Annotated in this window: 11 protein-coding genes and 1 pseudogene; 8 read left to right on the top strand and 4 right to left on the bottom strand. The window is 47.2% G+C overall.

All coding sequences use genetic code 11. The features are described from left to right. Window positions 1-162: 162 nt before the first annotated feature. From murD to ftsZ, 7 genes are read left to right on the top strand one after another with little or no spacing between them, the layout of a single operon-like run. Window positions 163-1506 (top strand): UDP-N-acetylmuramoyl-L-alanine--D-glutamate ligase, encoded by a 1344-nt coding sequence (gene murD / locus ACMA1I_RS19630; protein WP_337070179.1) that lies wholly within the window; start codon window positions 163-165, stop codon window positions 1504-1506. Between the two features lie 28 nt (window positions 1507-1534). Continuing rightward, complete coding sequence (locus tag ACMA1I_RS19625; protein ID WP_337070178.1) at window positions 1535-2692, top strand: FtsW/RodA/SpoVE family cell cycle protein; 1158 nt, start codon at window positions 1535-1537, stop codon at window positions 2690-2692. Further along, window positions 2685-3797, top strand: coding sequence for an undecaprenyldiphospho-muramoylpentapeptide beta-N-acetylglucosaminyltransferase (gene murG, locus ACMA1I_RS19620; RefSeq protein ID WP_337070177.1), 1113 nt, complete (start codon window positions 2685-2687; stop codon window positions 3795-3797). The genes ACMA1I_RS19625 and murG overlap by 8 nt, the downstream gene beginning before the upstream one ends. Next, window positions 3794-5203 carry a UDP-N-acetylmuramate--L-alanine ligase gene (gene murC / locus ACMA1I_RS19615; protein ID WP_337070176.1) on the top strand — a complete coding sequence of 470 codons (1410 nt, stop codon included), beginning with the start codon at window positions 3794-3796 and terminating at the stop codon, window positions 5201-5203. The genes murG and murC overlap by 4 nt, the downstream gene beginning before the upstream one ends. Further along, entirely contained in the window at window positions 5190-5951 is a 762-nt protein-coding gene (locus ACMA1I_RS19610) for a hypothetical protein (RefSeq protein WP_337070175.1), read from the top strand. Before murC ends, ACMA1I_RS19610 begins: the two co-directional genes overlap by 14 nt. Before the next feature lie 13 nt (window positions 5952-5964). Next, window positions 5965-7296, top strand: a complete 1332-nt coding sequence (gene ftsA, locus ACMA1I_RS19605; protein WP_337070214.1) for a cell division protein FtsA — start codon at window positions 5965-5967, stop codon at window positions 7294-7296. A 26-nt stretch (window positions 7297-7322) separates the two neighbouring features. Further along, complete coding sequence (ftsZ, locus tag ACMA1I_RS19600; protein ID WP_337070174.1) at window positions 7323-8840, top strand: cell division protein FtsZ; 1518 nt, start codon at window positions 7323-7325, stop codon at window positions 8838-8840. A 329-nt stretch (window positions 8841-9169) separates the two neighbouring features. On the opposite strand, the gene ACMA1I_RS19595 is transcribed toward ftsZ, so the two are convergent. From ACMA1I_RS19595 to ACMA1I_RS19580, 4 genes are all read right to left on the bottom strand, one after another. Beyond that, the gene (locus ACMA1I_RS19595; protein ID WP_337070173.1) at window positions 9170-9694 is read right to left on the bottom strand and encodes an NAD(P)H-dependent oxidoreductase; all 525 of its coding nucleotides are present in this window, start codon (window positions 9692-9694) and stop codon (window positions 9170-9172) included. 157 nt (window positions 9695-9851) lie between these two features. After that, a complete protein-coding gene (locus ACMA1I_RS19590) occupies window positions 9852-10607 on the bottom strand; it encodes a succinate dehydrogenase/fumarate reductase iron-sulfur subunit (protein ID WP_337070172.1) in 756 nt (251 codons plus the stop codon). 156 nt (window positions 10608-10763) lie between these two features. Continuing rightward, window positions 10764-12698 (bottom strand): fumarate reductase/succinate dehydrogenase flavoprotein subunit, encoded by a 1935-nt coding sequence (locus ACMA1I_RS19585; protein ID WP_337070171.1) that lies wholly within the window; start codon window positions 12696-12698, stop codon window positions 10764-10766. Window positions 12699-12713: 15 nt separating this feature from the next. Further along, a complete protein-coding gene (locus tag ACMA1I_RS19580) occupies window positions 12714-13400 on the bottom strand; it encodes a succinate dehydrogenase cytochrome b subunit (RefSeq protein WP_337070170.1) in 687 nt (228 codons plus the stop codon). 294 nt (window positions 13401-13694) lie between these two features. Between ACMA1I_RS19580 and ACMA1I_RS19575 the strand changes: the two are divergent. After that, a pseudogene (locus tag ACMA1I_RS19575) lies at window positions 13695-15068 on the top strand (gliding motility-associated C-terminal domain-containing protein); the annotation flags it as partial.

Genomic DNA, 15068 nt, shown 5'->3' with positions numbered 1-15068 from the left:
TGTCCCGTAAAGGCAGAATTTCTTGGAAGATATATAGGCCATGCGCAATACATAACCCAAGGCAAGCTTGAGCCTGAATCAGCTCTGGAAGGCCAATTTTATTTAAATAATTGCGGGTGACCGCTAAACTGAATACTTGACACCGAACACTAAAAACAAACTATGAAAATAGCCATACTGGGAGCAGGAGAGAGTGGGGTTGGAGCTGCTATACTGGCACAAGCAAAAGGCATCGAGGTATTCGTGTCGGATATGGGCCAGGTAAAGAAGGTGTACAAAGATAAGCTGCAGGCGGCCGGTATTGCTTTTGAGGAAGGACAGCATTCGGAAGCGCGCATTCTGGAGGCGAATGAAATTATCAAGAGCCCAGGTATTCCGGACAAAGCACCTTTGCTGCAGGAAGCGAAAAAACGCGGTATTCAGGTAATTTCAGAAATAGACTTTGCCGGAAGGTATACAGATGCCAAGTTTATCTGCATTACGGGCACCAACGGCAAAACAACTACTACACTGCTTACTTACCACCTGCTCAAAAGCGCAGGTCTTAATGTGGGGCTGGCTGGCAATATAGGCGAAAGCCTGGCAGAGAAAGTAGTAGAAAACAAACACGATTACTACGTAGTGGAGTTGAGCAGTTTTCAGCTCGACAACATGTACCAGTTTAAGGCGCATATCGGGGTTTTGCTGAACATCACCCCAGACCACCTCGACCGCTATGAGTACAGCATGGAGAAATATGCAGCCTCAAAGCTGCGGGTGGCGCAGAACATGATGGGGTCAGACTTTTTTGTGTTCAATGCAGATGATCAGCAAATTGCCAAAGCTTTTAATTCAGAGGCATTTGGCGGTACTACCATTCCGATCTCACTGGAGGGCGCGGCTAATGCCAAAGTTACCTACCAGGAAAAGGAGATACAGGTGGCGGTACAGTTTTACGAAGGCAAAGTCGATACTTCCAGTTCGCCGCTGATTGGGAAGCACAACCAGTACAACACCATGGCGGCGGTGACGGTGGCTAAGCTTCTGGGCATGGAAGACGCGAAGATTGCAGAGGCCCTGGCCACTTTTAAAAATGCGGAGCACCGGTTGCAGCCCGTAGGTGAGGCAAAGGAAGTTAAGTACATCAACGATTCTAAAGCGACCAATGTAGAAGCGGTGTGGTATGCGTTAGAAGGCATTAAGCGACCGATAATCTGGATTGCTGGCGGCGTCGACAAAGGTAACGACTACACCGTGCTGCAGGAACTGGCAAAGGAGAAAGTAAAAGTTCTCATTTGCCTGGGCAAAGATAACAGGAAGCTGCAGGAAGCATTTAAAAGAGTAGTGCCAGTTATGGCTGAAACAACCTCTATAGAATATGCCGTGCGACTGAGTCGCTCATTGGCCGACCCTGGAGATGTAGTGTTACTCTCGCCAGCCTGTGCCAGTTTCGATTTGTTTAACAATTACGAACACCGGGGGCAGCGCTTCAAGGAAGCTGTAGAGAAGATTGTATTGAAAAAGTAGTAAGTAAACTTTTAGCCAAAGAGTTGATATGGTAAAGCAGTGGTTGCAGCAGAACCTGAAAGGAGATGCTGTACTTTGGGGGATAGTATTTTGCTTTTCATTGATAAGCGTGGCCGTGGTATATTCATCAACCGGTACGCTGGCTTATAAGCAGCAGGAAGGAAACACAGAGTATTACCTGATCCGGCACTCAGCCCTGATCCTGATCGGACTTGGCTTTATGTGGGCTGCCCATAAAATTAACTACCGCTACTATTCCAAGCTTTCTTTATTGGCCCTTATTCTTTCGGTGCCACTCCTCATCATAACTTATTTTTACGGTTCTAATATAAACGAGGCTTCGCGTTGGCTTACCATTCCGGTAATAAAGCAAACCTTTCAGCCTTCGGATTTAGCCAAGCTGGCCCTTATTTCCTACCTGGCCAGTATGCTGTCGAAGCGGCAGATGATGCTCGACGACATTAAACATACACTGGGCCCCATCTTCGCCTGGACGATTGCCATCTGCGGTCTAATTGCTTTGTCGAATACCTCTACGGCAGTGTTGCTTTTTATAACATGCCTGCTGCTGATGTTCATCGGGCGCGTGTCGATTAAATCGATGGCAGTGGTGGTGCTGGCCGGGGCATTGCTAGGAACCATTGCACTGGCGGCTGGCCAACGTATGGGCACGGCTACGAACCGCGTAAAAGACTGGCTCGACCCAACGGACATCCCGTTTCAGTTGGAGCAGTCGTACATTGCCATTGCAACTGGAGGAGTGGTGGGCAAAGGCCCTGGCAACAGCGACCAACGCGATATTTTGCCGCACCCTTACTCCGACTTTATCTACTCTATTATAGTAGAAGAATACGGCCTGCTAGGTGGGGTCTCTGTGCTGCTACTGTACCTAGCGCTGCTTTACAGGGGGCTGGTCACGGTAAGCAAAAGTAATGGAGCCTTTGGCGGGCTATTATCTGCCGGATTGAGTTTCAGCCTTGTGATGCAGGGTATGATTAATATGGGAGTGGCTGTTGGCTTAGGACCGGTTACCGGTTTGCCGCTGCCGTTGCTGAGTATGGGGGGAACTTCACTTATTTTTACAGGAATATCGCTGGGCATTATTTTAAGTGTGAGCCGGGGAGAAAAAGCAGAGCGGGCAGCTGCACAGGGTGCCGTACACGAAAACAGACCAGTGAATGCCTGATAAGAAAAGACCATATCGGATTATTATCAGTGGCGGTGGAACCGGCGGGCATATTTACCCGGCTGTGGCCATAGCCAACCAACTGAAAGCCCTAAGCCCAGACACAGAAATTCTGTTTGTAGGTGCGAAAGGCCGTATGGAGATGACAAGGGTGCCAGAGGCAGGCTACAAAATTGTAGGACTCTGGATAAGCGGTTTGCAACGCCGCCTAACCATCGATAACCTGTCTTTTCCCCTGAAGGTGCTTTCCAGCGTGCGAGCATCGCATAAGATCATAAAAGAATTTAAGCCCGATGCAGTGGTAGGTGTAGGAGGTTATGCCAGTGGTCCGCTATTATATGCTGCCACTGCCCGTAAAATTCCTTCGCTTATTCAGGAGCAGAACTCCTACGCGGGCATTACAAATAAGCTGCTGGCCAAACGGGTGAGCAAAGTGTGTGTGGCCTATCCGAACATGGAGGCTTTTTTTCCACCAGAGAAGCTGGTGCTCACTGGTAACCCGGTACGAAATGACATCATGGACAGCCAAGCCAGGCGGCAGGAGGCCTTGGTGCATTTTAACCTTTCGGCAGAACGAAAAATAATACTGGTAATTGGAGGAAGCCTTGGCGCCCGCACCATTAACCAGAGTATGGCAGCAGGCCTTTCGCAGATAGCGACAGCTGGCTACCAACTCATCTGGCAAACAGGTAAAGTCTATTACCCGGAAGCCCAGGAGGCAGTGAAGCAGTACGCGGAGCAAGGTATAAGGGCATACGACTTTATAAAACGAATGGACCTGGCTTATGCCGCCGCCGATGTAGTAATTTCGAGAGCCGGAGCGCTTTCTATATCGGAGCTTTGCCTGGCAGCCAAACCGGCTATTCTGGTGCCCTCGCCTAACGTGGCAGAAGACCATCAGACTAAAAATGCTATGGCGCTGGTGCAGCAACAGGCAGCCAAACTGGTGCGCGACGCCGATGCCAGGGCAGAAGTGGTGCAGGCGGCACTGCAATTGGCCGCCGATGAGCAGGAGCAACTACGCCTGGCGCAGCAAATTAAAAAGCTGGCAAGACCAAATGCCGCCGCCGACATAGTGAATGAATTGATCAGATTGATAAAATGAAACTGGAAAATTTTAAGTACATCTACTTCCTTGGTATTGGCGGCATCGGCATGAGTGCGATTGCCCGTTGGTTTCATGCCAAAGGTTTTCCGGTTTGGGGATATGACAAAACGCGTACTTCTCTTACGGAGGCGCTGGAGCAGGAAGGTATTGTGGTGCATTATACCGACGATGTGAACCAGCTGCCGCAAGAGGTGTTGCAGCATAAAAACGATACGTTGGTGATCCTGACGCCGGCTGTACCGGTAGATCATCAGGAGTGGACTTACCTGCGGGAGCAGCAGTACACTATCAAAAAGCGATCGGAAGTGTTAGGTATAATTGCCGCCTCGGCCTACACCATAGCAGTGGCAGGTACACATGGCAAAACCACTACCTCCTCTATTGTGGCGCACCTGCTGCACAGTGCCGGTGTAGACTGCTCCGCTTTTTTAGGAGGTATCGCCACTAACCTCAACTCTAACCTGTTGATTGGGAGCGGGAGCGGAGCAAGAGAAACAGTGGTGGTAGAGGCCGATGAGTTTGACCGCTCGTTCCTGACGTTGTTTCCTGATGTGGCCATAGTAACTTCTGCAGATCCGGATCACCTGGATATCTATGGCGACAATGAAGAGTTGATTCGCACATTTCAGAAGTTTATTGGGCAGATAAAGCCGGGTGGGCTACTGATTGTACACGAGAATGTAGACACAAGGCTGACAGAGCATGTGCAGGAGGGGGTGCGGGTTATAAAATATGGCTTAAATGCTCAGGAAGCGAAGGCCGGTAACTTGACCATTGAAGGTCGTTGGTTTAAATTCGCAGCTGAGACGCCGTTTGGTAATATTACAGGAGTGGAACTTGGGCTTCCGGGTTTTCATAATGTAGAAAACATGTTGGCGGCTATTATGGTGGCGCAACATTTACAAGTAACGCCAGCAAGCATAAGAAGTGGTGTGGCTAGTTATAAAGGCGTGAAGCGGAGATTTGAGTTTGTATATGAAGGTGCCGATAAAGTGTTTGTAGACGATTACGCGCACCACCCTCGGGAAATAGATGCTTTTATGAAATCGCTTCGTGCCCTTTACCCGGAGAAGAAACTGAAAATTGTATTTCAGCCACATCTATATAGCCGCACCCGAGACTTTGCGCAGGAGTTTGCAGAGAGTTTAAGCCAGGCAGATGAGCTGGTGTTGCTGGATATTTACCCGGCACGCGAGCAACCTATTCCAGGCATTACCTCTGATATTATATTTTCGGAAGTTCGTTGCGCTAAAAAAGCCTTGCGGAGCAAAGAAGAATTTTTGAATGATTTTCTGAATAATATGGATTTTGACGTGTTAGCAACCGTTGGTGCCGGCGATATAGATACACTTGTTCAACCTTTGAAAAATTTATTAAAAAATAGGAGGGATGGGCTTGAATAGTAAATTAAAATCTTTAATTTTTGCAGCTTGTAGCATTGTTTCTATTGGTGCACTGGCAGGATTCGCCTCATCGAGGCAGAGTGTAAAGACCTGCAAAAAAGTATCGATTAACATTGACAATGAATATAACAATTACTTTATTGGAGATAAAGAGGTACGGGACCTGCTGACCCGTGAGGGTGATCGAAAATTGGAAGGATTACCAAATCAGCAAATAGATTTAAAAAACCTGGAAAAGCGCATAGAGGCTCATAGCTTTGTAAAAGAGGCAGACGTATTCAGAGACCTTAGCGGAAATATTCAGGTACATGTAAAACAAAACAGGCCTATTGCCAGAATTATACGACCAGAACAGGATGTTTACATCGATGCCGAGGGCAATATGCTCCCACTATCCGACAGATATACCGCTCGTGTTATCCCAATTACCAAGTCGGCTGTAGTTAAGCCTTTAAATAATAGTTTCTTTCAGGATTCAACTGGCAGAGAATACCTATCGCTGGTGCTTCGCATTGAAAAAGACGAATTTTGGAAAGCGCAATTAGCCCAGATGCATATTGATGCCAAGGGCATGGTTTCCTTTTTGCCTCAGGTAGGCGAACATACCATCGAGTTTGGACGACCGGTTCAGGTAGATGAGAAGTTAAAGAAGTTAATGGTCTTTTATAAAGAGGTGCTGCCTGTAATGGGGTGGGACAGATATAAAAGAGTAAACGTAGCGTTTGAAGATCAGATTATTTGTGAATAATATAAACCAGGATATGCAAAGCGACAAAATAGTAGTAGGCTTGGACATCGGCACAACCAAAGTTTGCGCACTTGTTGGTCGGAAAAATGAGTTTGGGAAGCTGGAGATTTTAGGAATGGGCAAAGCCCAATCTGAAGGGGTGGTACGTGGCATCGTCAGCAACATCGACAAAACGGTAGACGCAATCAGAAAAGCTATCCGGCAGGCGGAAGAGCAATCAGGAATTAACATTGGCGTGGTGAACGTAGGCATTGCCGGTCAGCACATCAAAAGCCTGCAACACAACGGCAGCATTACACGGCAGGTAACCGATAATGAAATTACAGTAGACGACGTTAACCGCCTTACTAATGATATGTATCGTCTTGTAACTCCTCCAGGTAGTGAGATCATCCACGTGATGCCACAGGAGTACAAGGTAGATTACGAAGAAGGTATTGTGGACCCGGTTGGCATGTCGGGGGTGCGCCTGGAGGGTAACTTCCACATCATTACGGCGCAGTCAAATGCCATCAACAACATCAACAAATGCATCAGCCGTGCCGGCTTGGAAATAGACAACCTGATACTGGAGCCACTCGCTTCTTGCATGTCTGTTTTAAGTGATGAAGAGAAAGAAGCCGGGGTTGCCCTGGTAGATATTGGTGGAGGTACTACAGATTTAGCAATTTTCAAGGACAATATAATTCGGCATACAGCAGTTCTACCTTTCGGAGGCAATATCATAACTTCAGATATTAAGCAAGGCTGCATGGTAATGCAAAACCAGGCGGAGCAGCTTAAAGTGAAGTTTGGTAAAGCCATTGCTGATGAAGCCTCTGAGAATGAGATTGTTTCAATACCAGGTCTGCGCGATCGTACGCCAAAAGAAATATCTTTAAAAAATCTTGCTTATATCATAGAAGCAAGAATGGAGGAGATAGTTGAACTCGTTTACGCAGAAATTGTTAGATCAGGGTATGTTAAAAGCCTGGCAGCAGGTATTGTGATTACAGGTGGTGGTGCGCAATTGCAGAATCTGATGCAACTGGTGGAGTATATTACGGGTATGGATACCCGGATCGGGTACCCGAACGAACATCTTGGAAAATCAAAGATAGATGCTGTAAAGAGCCCTATGTATGCTACTTCGGTAGGTTTGGTGCTGGCAGGCTATCAATCAATTGACCAACGAACTTCCCACTACGAGAAGGTCCCTCAGCAGGAGGAGTATCAGAAGCCAGTTCAGAAGAGCAATTCTACCACTAGCAGCAGCTCCGGTAGCAGCAGCAGTAGCGGCGGAAGCTTGTTCCAGAAACTGAAAGGCTTCTTATCGGATGATATTGATAATAAACAAAGTTATTAACCCAAAATTGAGCAGGAGAAAATAGCATGACTTCAATGTACAGCTTTGACTTACCGTCTAACGACAAGTCTATTATAAAAGTGATTGGTGTCGGGGGCGGGGGCAGCAATGCCGTTAACCACATGTATAACCAAGGCATCAAAGATGTTGAATTTATAATATGTAATACCGATGCGCAGGCTTTAAAGAGCAGTGGCGTTCCAAATAAACTGGCTATTGGCCAGAACCTAACCGAAGGTCTTGGAGCCGGTGCCAATCCTGAGAAAGGAAAGCAGGCGGCTTTAGAGAGCAAAGAAGAAATTCGTGAAATGCTGAGTGCCGATACCAAAATGGTATTTATCACGGCTGGTATGGGAGGTGGAACCGGAACCGGAGCGGCTCCTGTAATTGCCAAAGTAGCAAAAGAACTCGGCATTTTAACGGTAGGTATTGTAACGGCTCCTTTTGTTTTCGAAGGTAAAAAGAAAAAGGTAGCTGCCGAAAACGGCGTGAAAGAGCTTAGCGAGAACTGCGACACTATTCTGGTGATCCTGAACGACAAGCTCCGTGAGATGTTCGGTAACCTGACAATACGTGAGGCATTTGCAAAAGCAGATAACGTTCTGACAACGGCAGCCAAATCTATTGCCGAAATTATTACGGTAACAGCCGAAGTGAACGTTGACTTTGAAGACGTTAAAACAGTAATGAAAGATTCTGGTGCTGCCGTAATGGGATCTGCCACCACAGAAGGCGAAGGCCGCGCTTTACGTGCTGCCGAAGAAGCGCTTTCTTCTCCATTGCTGAACAACACCGATATTCATGGTGCTCAGAAAATATTGCTTTCTATTATGTCTGGAGAGCAAGCTGAGCTTGAAATGGACGAACTGACCGAAATTACAGAGTACATCCAGGACAAAGCTGGTCAGGAAGCTGAAGTTATTTTCGGCCATGGTATCGACTCAAACTTGGGTCAGAGCATCCGAGTAACGGTTATTGCTACGGGCTTTGCAAAGAGCGCCGAAGAAATGTTAGAGCCAAAAAAAACAGTTTTTGACCTCAACAGCCAAAAGCAAATCGTTAACGAACCTGTAAGAACAGAAACTCCAGCATTTGTACCGCCTGCACCTGCTCCTGTAGCAGCTCCGGCACCAACTGCGTATCAGGAGCCTGCTCCGCAACCACAGCAACAACCGCAGCACGATGTGCGTCGACCTATTGAGCAGCCGAAGCGCATTGTTCATGATCTGGGGGCATCGCACCATAGCAACAACTACGGGAGCATAGAGCCAGACCACAGAGCATTAGAATTGGAGCGTATGGCACATGAGCGTGAACTGATGCAACGTAAAGCAGAAGAAAGACGTGAACGCCTGCGCATGTTAAGCACAGAAATAACTTCTGAAGCGATAAAAGAAAAATTAGAGGTTCCTGCGTACCTGCGCCGCAATGTGTCGTTAGATCGCGTGGCACATTCTTCAGAGCGTACTGTATCTCGTTTCAACCTGAACGACGACAACGAAATACTTGGTGATAACCGTTTTCTTCATGATAATGTAGACTAGTATTCCTGAAACTCCTGCTCAAAAACACATCGGCCAGCAAGTAAGCACTTGCTGGCCGATGTGTTTTAAGGGCTACCCCTATGCCTAAATTCCGGAAAAACCTTTTGGAAGGCTGTTTTTATTAAAATAATTGGATTGCCATACTATTGAAATACTACCTTCCACCCCAACGGCTCTTTCGCAGCTGTAAATACTTATTTTTATTGATAGCAAATTTTCAACTTGAAGGACTTTTTCCCATCACCAATCAGGTAACGAGCACAAATTATTTTAATGAAATAGGTATCCAAAGGGATTATTGCCTGTTTTTATGCAAGGGGTTCCTTCTATTAAAAGTTTAGGAATTGCTCTATTTGTTGTTCAATCAGGTCGAGGTATAACTTATTGGTGAGCGTGTTGCCATCAAAATTTTTGTTGATAAAGGCTAGTTTTGGCTTCAGCGCCAGCACATGCATGCCCAGGTAATGGAAGATGTCGGTGAGGTGGCTCATGGCCATGCCGCTGCCTTGCATACCAGACGAGAGGCCCACCATAGCTGCTTTTTTGTTATTAAACGTGTTAGGGTAGTCTAACCCATCTATAAAAGCTTTGAGTACGCCAGGGAAAGAATTGTTATATTCCGGAACTATAAAAACGAATTTTTCAGATAGCCGGAGTAACTGACTGAGCCGGTTAAATTCTTCGTTTTTACCTGTATTATGGTAGAGGGCAGAAGTAATAAAGTCTGCGGGAAGTTCAGCCAGGTCCAGCACCTGGTACGTGACCCCTCGTTTCTCAAGCAAGGAAGCGTATAGTTTTACAATGGCACTGGTAGTAGATTCAGGCCGGTTAGTGCCTGATATTATAGTAATCATGGGCAGTTTCTAATTTGCTGTTTACACTTACAGAAGGCGTTGCCGATGCCGGTGAGCACTATGTTCTTTGATGCAGGGGCTAGCTTTCAGAGTACAAGTAAACCAAAAAAGGCGAAACATGTTATGTTTCGCCTTTCCTTTTAGAATAAAATCTACCTTATGCTACGTTTTCTGACGTTGCTTTAGCGCTTATGTATTCTCTGTTCAAGATCGCAATGTTCTCGAGCGAAATACCAACCGGGCATTCTGCAGCGCAGGCTCCTGTGTTAGAGCAGGCTCCAAAACCTTCTATGTCCATTTGGGCCACCATGTTTTCTACACGAGTTTTACGCTCTACTTTACCTTGCGGCAACATAGCCAACTGAGAAACCTTGGCACTTACAAAAAGCATGGCCGAAGCATTTTTACAGGCTGCCACACAGGCTCCACAGCCAATACAGGTAGCTGCGTCGAAAGCTTTGTCGGCAATAGTTTTCGGAATCGGAATTTCGTTTGCATCCGGCACACCACCTGTGTTTACAGATACATACCCTCCTGCCTGCTGGATGCGGTCAAAAGCGGCGCGGTCTACGATTAGGTCTTTGTATACCGGGAAAGCGGCTGCTCTCCAAGGTTCAATCGTAATGGTGTCACCATCTTTAAAGCTACGCATGTGCAGCTGGCAGGTAGTAGTGCCGCGCTCAGGTCCGTGGGCACGGCCGTTAATAAAGAGGCTGCACATCCCGCAGATTCCTTCACGGCAGTCGTGGTCGAAAGCAATTGGATCTTCTCCTTTAATAAGCAATTCCTCATTTACCACGTCGAGCATCTCCAGGAAAGACATGTCCGGAGAAATGTTTTTCACTGGGTAAGTTACCAGCTGACCTGGGGTATTCATATTTTTTTGGCGCCAAACCTTTAACGTCAGGTTCATTAGTTTAGCATTTGGGTTATTACCAGCCATTTTTTTTCAATTAGAAATTAAAAATTATGAATTAGAAATTATTTTAGAACTGATGCCCTGCTTCCATTACTTCACTTGAGCCTCTCATTTCTATTCTTGAATTTCTAATTTTTAATTATTCCTCAACTATTTGTAGCTACGCTGCGTCAGTTTCACGTTCTCAAACTTCAGCTCCTCTTTATGCAAGATAGGCTCTCTGCCTTCGCCTGCATACTCCCAGGCAGCTACATAAGCGTAGTTTTCGTCGTCACGCAGGGCTTCGTTTTCCGGAGTCTGAGACTCTTCTCTGAAGTGACCACCGCAAGACTCATTTCTGTTCAACGCATCGTCTACCATCAGCTCACCCAGTTCTAGGAAGTCAGCTACACGGTGCGCTTTCTCGAGTGTCATGTTTAGTTCTTCGTTTACACCGATCACTTTAACATCTCTCCAGAACTCAGCGCGTAGTTTTTTGATTTCCTGCTTCGCAAATTTAAGTCCTTCTGCGTTACGGGCCATTCCGCAATAATCCCACATAATCTGGCCGAGTGCCTTATGGAAATCATCTACTGTGCGAGTACCGTTAATAGAAAGCAGCTTGTTAGTAATAGCTTTTACATTCTGCTCCGCCTCCACAAAGGCAGGATGGTCGGTGCTTACTTTTGTGGCTGGCATTTGCGCCAGATAATCACCAATTGTATAAGGTATTACGAAGTATCCGTCGGCAAGGCCTTGCATCAGAGCAGATGCACCTAAGCGGTTGGCACCGTGGTCGGAGAAGTTACACTCGCCTGTGGCGTATAAACCTGGCAGGTTTGTCATCAGATTGTAATCTACCCAAAGGCCACCCATCGTGTAGTGAACAGCTGGGTAAATGCGCATGGGGCTTTCGTATGGGTTCTCGTCTGTAATCTTAGCATACATATCGAAGAGGTTACCATACTTGGCGCTAATGGCATTTAAGCCATCACGCTTAATGGCATCGGCAAAATCGAGATAAACTGCCAGACCAGAAGCACCTACACCGCGACCTTCATCGCAAACCAGTTTGGCATTTCTGGAAGCCACGTCGCGTGGTACCAAGTTACCAAAGGCAGGATATTTACGCTCCAGGTAGTAATCACGATCAGCTTCTGCAATGTCGCTAGCCTTTATTTCGCCCTTCTGCAGTTTCTTCGCAAGTTCAACGGTTTTAGGTACCCAAACACGTCCGTCGTTTCGGAGCGACTCCGACATAAGCGTCAGCTTAGACTGATGTCCGCCTGAAACAGGAATACAGGTTGGGTGAATTTGAGTATAGCAAGGGTTAGCAAACAAAGCACCTCTGCGGTGTGCTCTCCAGGCTGCCGTTGTGTTAGAGCCCATAGCGTTGGTAGAAAGGAAGAACACGTTGCCGTATCCGCCTGTTGCCAATACTACTGCGTGGGCACTGTGCGACTCTATTTTGCCGGTAATCAGGTTTCGGGTAACAATACCGCGCGCCTTGCCATCAACCATAACCAGGTCCAGCATTTCGGTACGCGGGTACATTTTGACTTTTCCGTAAGCGATCTGGCGGTTGAGGGCAGAGTAAGCACCTAACAGGAGCTGCTGACCAGTTTGGCCACGGGCGTAGAACGTACGCGATACCTGCGCGCCACCAAACGAACGGTTAGCCAGCAATCCACCATATTCGCGAGCAAAAGGAACACCTTGTGCCACACACTGGTCGATGATGTTAACAGAAACCTGGGCCAGACGATACACGTTTGCTTCGCGGGCACGGTAGTCACCACCTTTAATGGTGTCATAAAATAAACGGAACACAGAGTCTCCGTCGTTCTGGTAATTTTTTGCTGCGTTAATACCACCCTGTGCGGCAATTGAGTGCGCACGACGTGGTGAATCCTGGTAGCAGAAAGCTTTAACATTATAGCCCAACTCACCAAAAGTAGCAGCAGCAGAGGCTCCGGCCAATCCGGTTCCAACTACTATAATGTCGTATTTACGTTTGTTTGCTGGGTTAACCAGCTTTACATTAAATTTATGTTTCTCCCACTTTTCAGCCAACGGCCCTTCAGGGATCTTAGAATCTAATATCATAGTAAAGGAACAATTTTATTGTTGAGTGAAAAAGAAATACAGCGGAATGATAGCGAAGCCAAGGCAAACTAGCACTGAAAAGGCAAATCCGAAAACCTGAATAAACGGTGTGTATTTCTTGTGTGTAAGGCCGAGTGACTGAAATGCACTCTGGAACCCATGAATAAGGTGGTAAGCCAGGGCAATCATACCGAGCACATAAATGAGCACGTACCACCAAACTTGAAACGACTGAACAACTCTCACGTAGAGGTTTTCATATTCAACGTCCTCGATTACCACTGGGTCCAAACCTCCAAAACGGGCAGGAACAAAGAAGTTCCAAAGGTGAATGATTAGAAAAACAAGAATAACGGTACCTAACAACCCCATATTACGAGAAGCCCAGGTTCCTGTATTCTGCTCAGGATGGTTCTCTGCATATTTAATTGGCCGGGCGGAGCTGTTGCGGCGGTTCAGTACCAAGGCATCATAAATGTGGAAAAGGAAACCAAGCAAAAGAACAATTTCCATGGTACGGATAATGCCGTTGTGAGCCATGAAGTGGGAATAGAGGTTAAACGCCTCTCCGCCATCGTTCCTAAATAAGGTCAGGTTGCCAAGTAAATGAACCACCAGGAAGGAGCACAGGAAAAGTCCTGTGATGGACATCACGAGCTTTCTCCCAATTGTACTGGAAAACGTTTTTGTAAACCAATTCATTTGTAACAGTTAAGGGGTTATAGAAATAAGCATTTATATTGTCCCAAAGTTACATGGCGGTCTTTTATGAAACAATTCTTACTTCTATTTTGAATGAATCTAAATTGTAAACCGCAAACCGCAAACTTTATTACTCCGTACCAAGAAAACCTGCATCATGCCCGGATGTTTAACAATATTATTTCTTTATTTAAGTTAAAAATATAGCTTCACTTCCTACAGACTTGCCTTTGTCCTATGTTAAACGGTTTACGCTCAAGGTTTTTGTTGTGCCCCAGCTTCGGGCTGCTGTTTATGTTTTTAGCTTTCCTGCAAATAGAGGCGCAAGCCACCCACCTTCGAGCCGGAGATATTACAGCTAAGCGAGATACAACGCCTAATCCAAACCCGAGGCGTTTCTTCTTTACCATGATTATCTATACCAACCAGGATTCGAATGCAGAAGACCCGCAGGTTACTATTTCGACAGGTGTAGGAAACGAAACCATTGTAGTGCAGCGTGGCCGGGTTACCTCTATTGGCAACCGCACCGATAGGGAAGAATTTAAATGGGAGTACACATATCCGGGAGATGGAAATTATACCGTGTCCTGGACAGGTGAAAACCGAAACGACAACATCCTTAATCTCGCCGCACCTTCTCTTCAGCACAGCTTTTTCTTATCTACTACCATATCAGTTAATGCACTTAGGGGGTTTAACAGCACGCCTGTTTTACGGTATCCTCCTATTGACTTTGCAAATGTTGGTCGCCAGTTCGTGCATAACCCTGGTGCCTATGATGCCGATGGCGATAGCCTTTCTTTTAAATTTACCACTCCAAAACGTCGCGACGTAAATAACAATGTAATTACGGTACCTGGCTATCAATTACCAAGCCAGCGGTTCACCTGCAATAACTCTACAGACTCAGGCATTAGTACCATGACACTCGACCCTATTACCGGTCAGCTAGTGTGGGATGCACCTTGTGTAAGAGGTGAGTATAATGTGGCCTTTGTAATAGAGGAATGGCGTGTGTCGCCCAACGGTGGAGCTGTAAAGCTGGGCGAGGTGGTGCGCGACATGCAGATTCTGGTGCGGGAAGGACCAAACCGTCCGCCGGTACTGGAGCCAAAAGACACCTGTGTAGTGGCAGGTACTGTGCTCGAAGGTATAATTAGAGCTACCGACCCGGATAATGATTTGATTACTTTAACGGCCATAAGCGGTATACTGCCGCCTGCTACGTTCAGGCAAATTACAAATACTGCAGGGTTAGCCACAGGCGAGTTCAGATGGGCTACCGAGTGCGCAGATGTGCGACAGCAACCTTATCAGGTGCTCTTCCGGGCAGAGGATATGCGACCTGACGCTGCCGAACGTTTGGTAGGCCTGCAGCCCTGGAATATCACGGTAGTCGGCCCACCTCCTGAGAACCTGGTGGCGACGGGGCAGGGGAAGGACGTGGCCCTCTCGTGGGACCCGTACGTGTGCCGCAACGCCTCGGCGATCCGGATCTACCGGCGGGAGGGCCCCTCGGGCTTCGAGCCCGGGGAGTGCCAGACGGGCATCCCGGGGAGCACGGGCTACGCGCTCATCGCCGAGGTGGGGGCCGACCAGGTGGGCTACCTGGACAACAACGGGGGCCGCGGGCTGGAGTCGGGCAAGGAGTACTGCTACATGATC

This window comes from Pontibacter sp. 13R65 (assembly GCF_047525655.1).
GTDB lineage: Bacteria > Bacteroidota > Bacteroidia > Cytophagales > Hymenobacteraceae > Pontibacter.
This window is presented reverse-complemented; position numbering and strand designations above follow the sequence as displayed.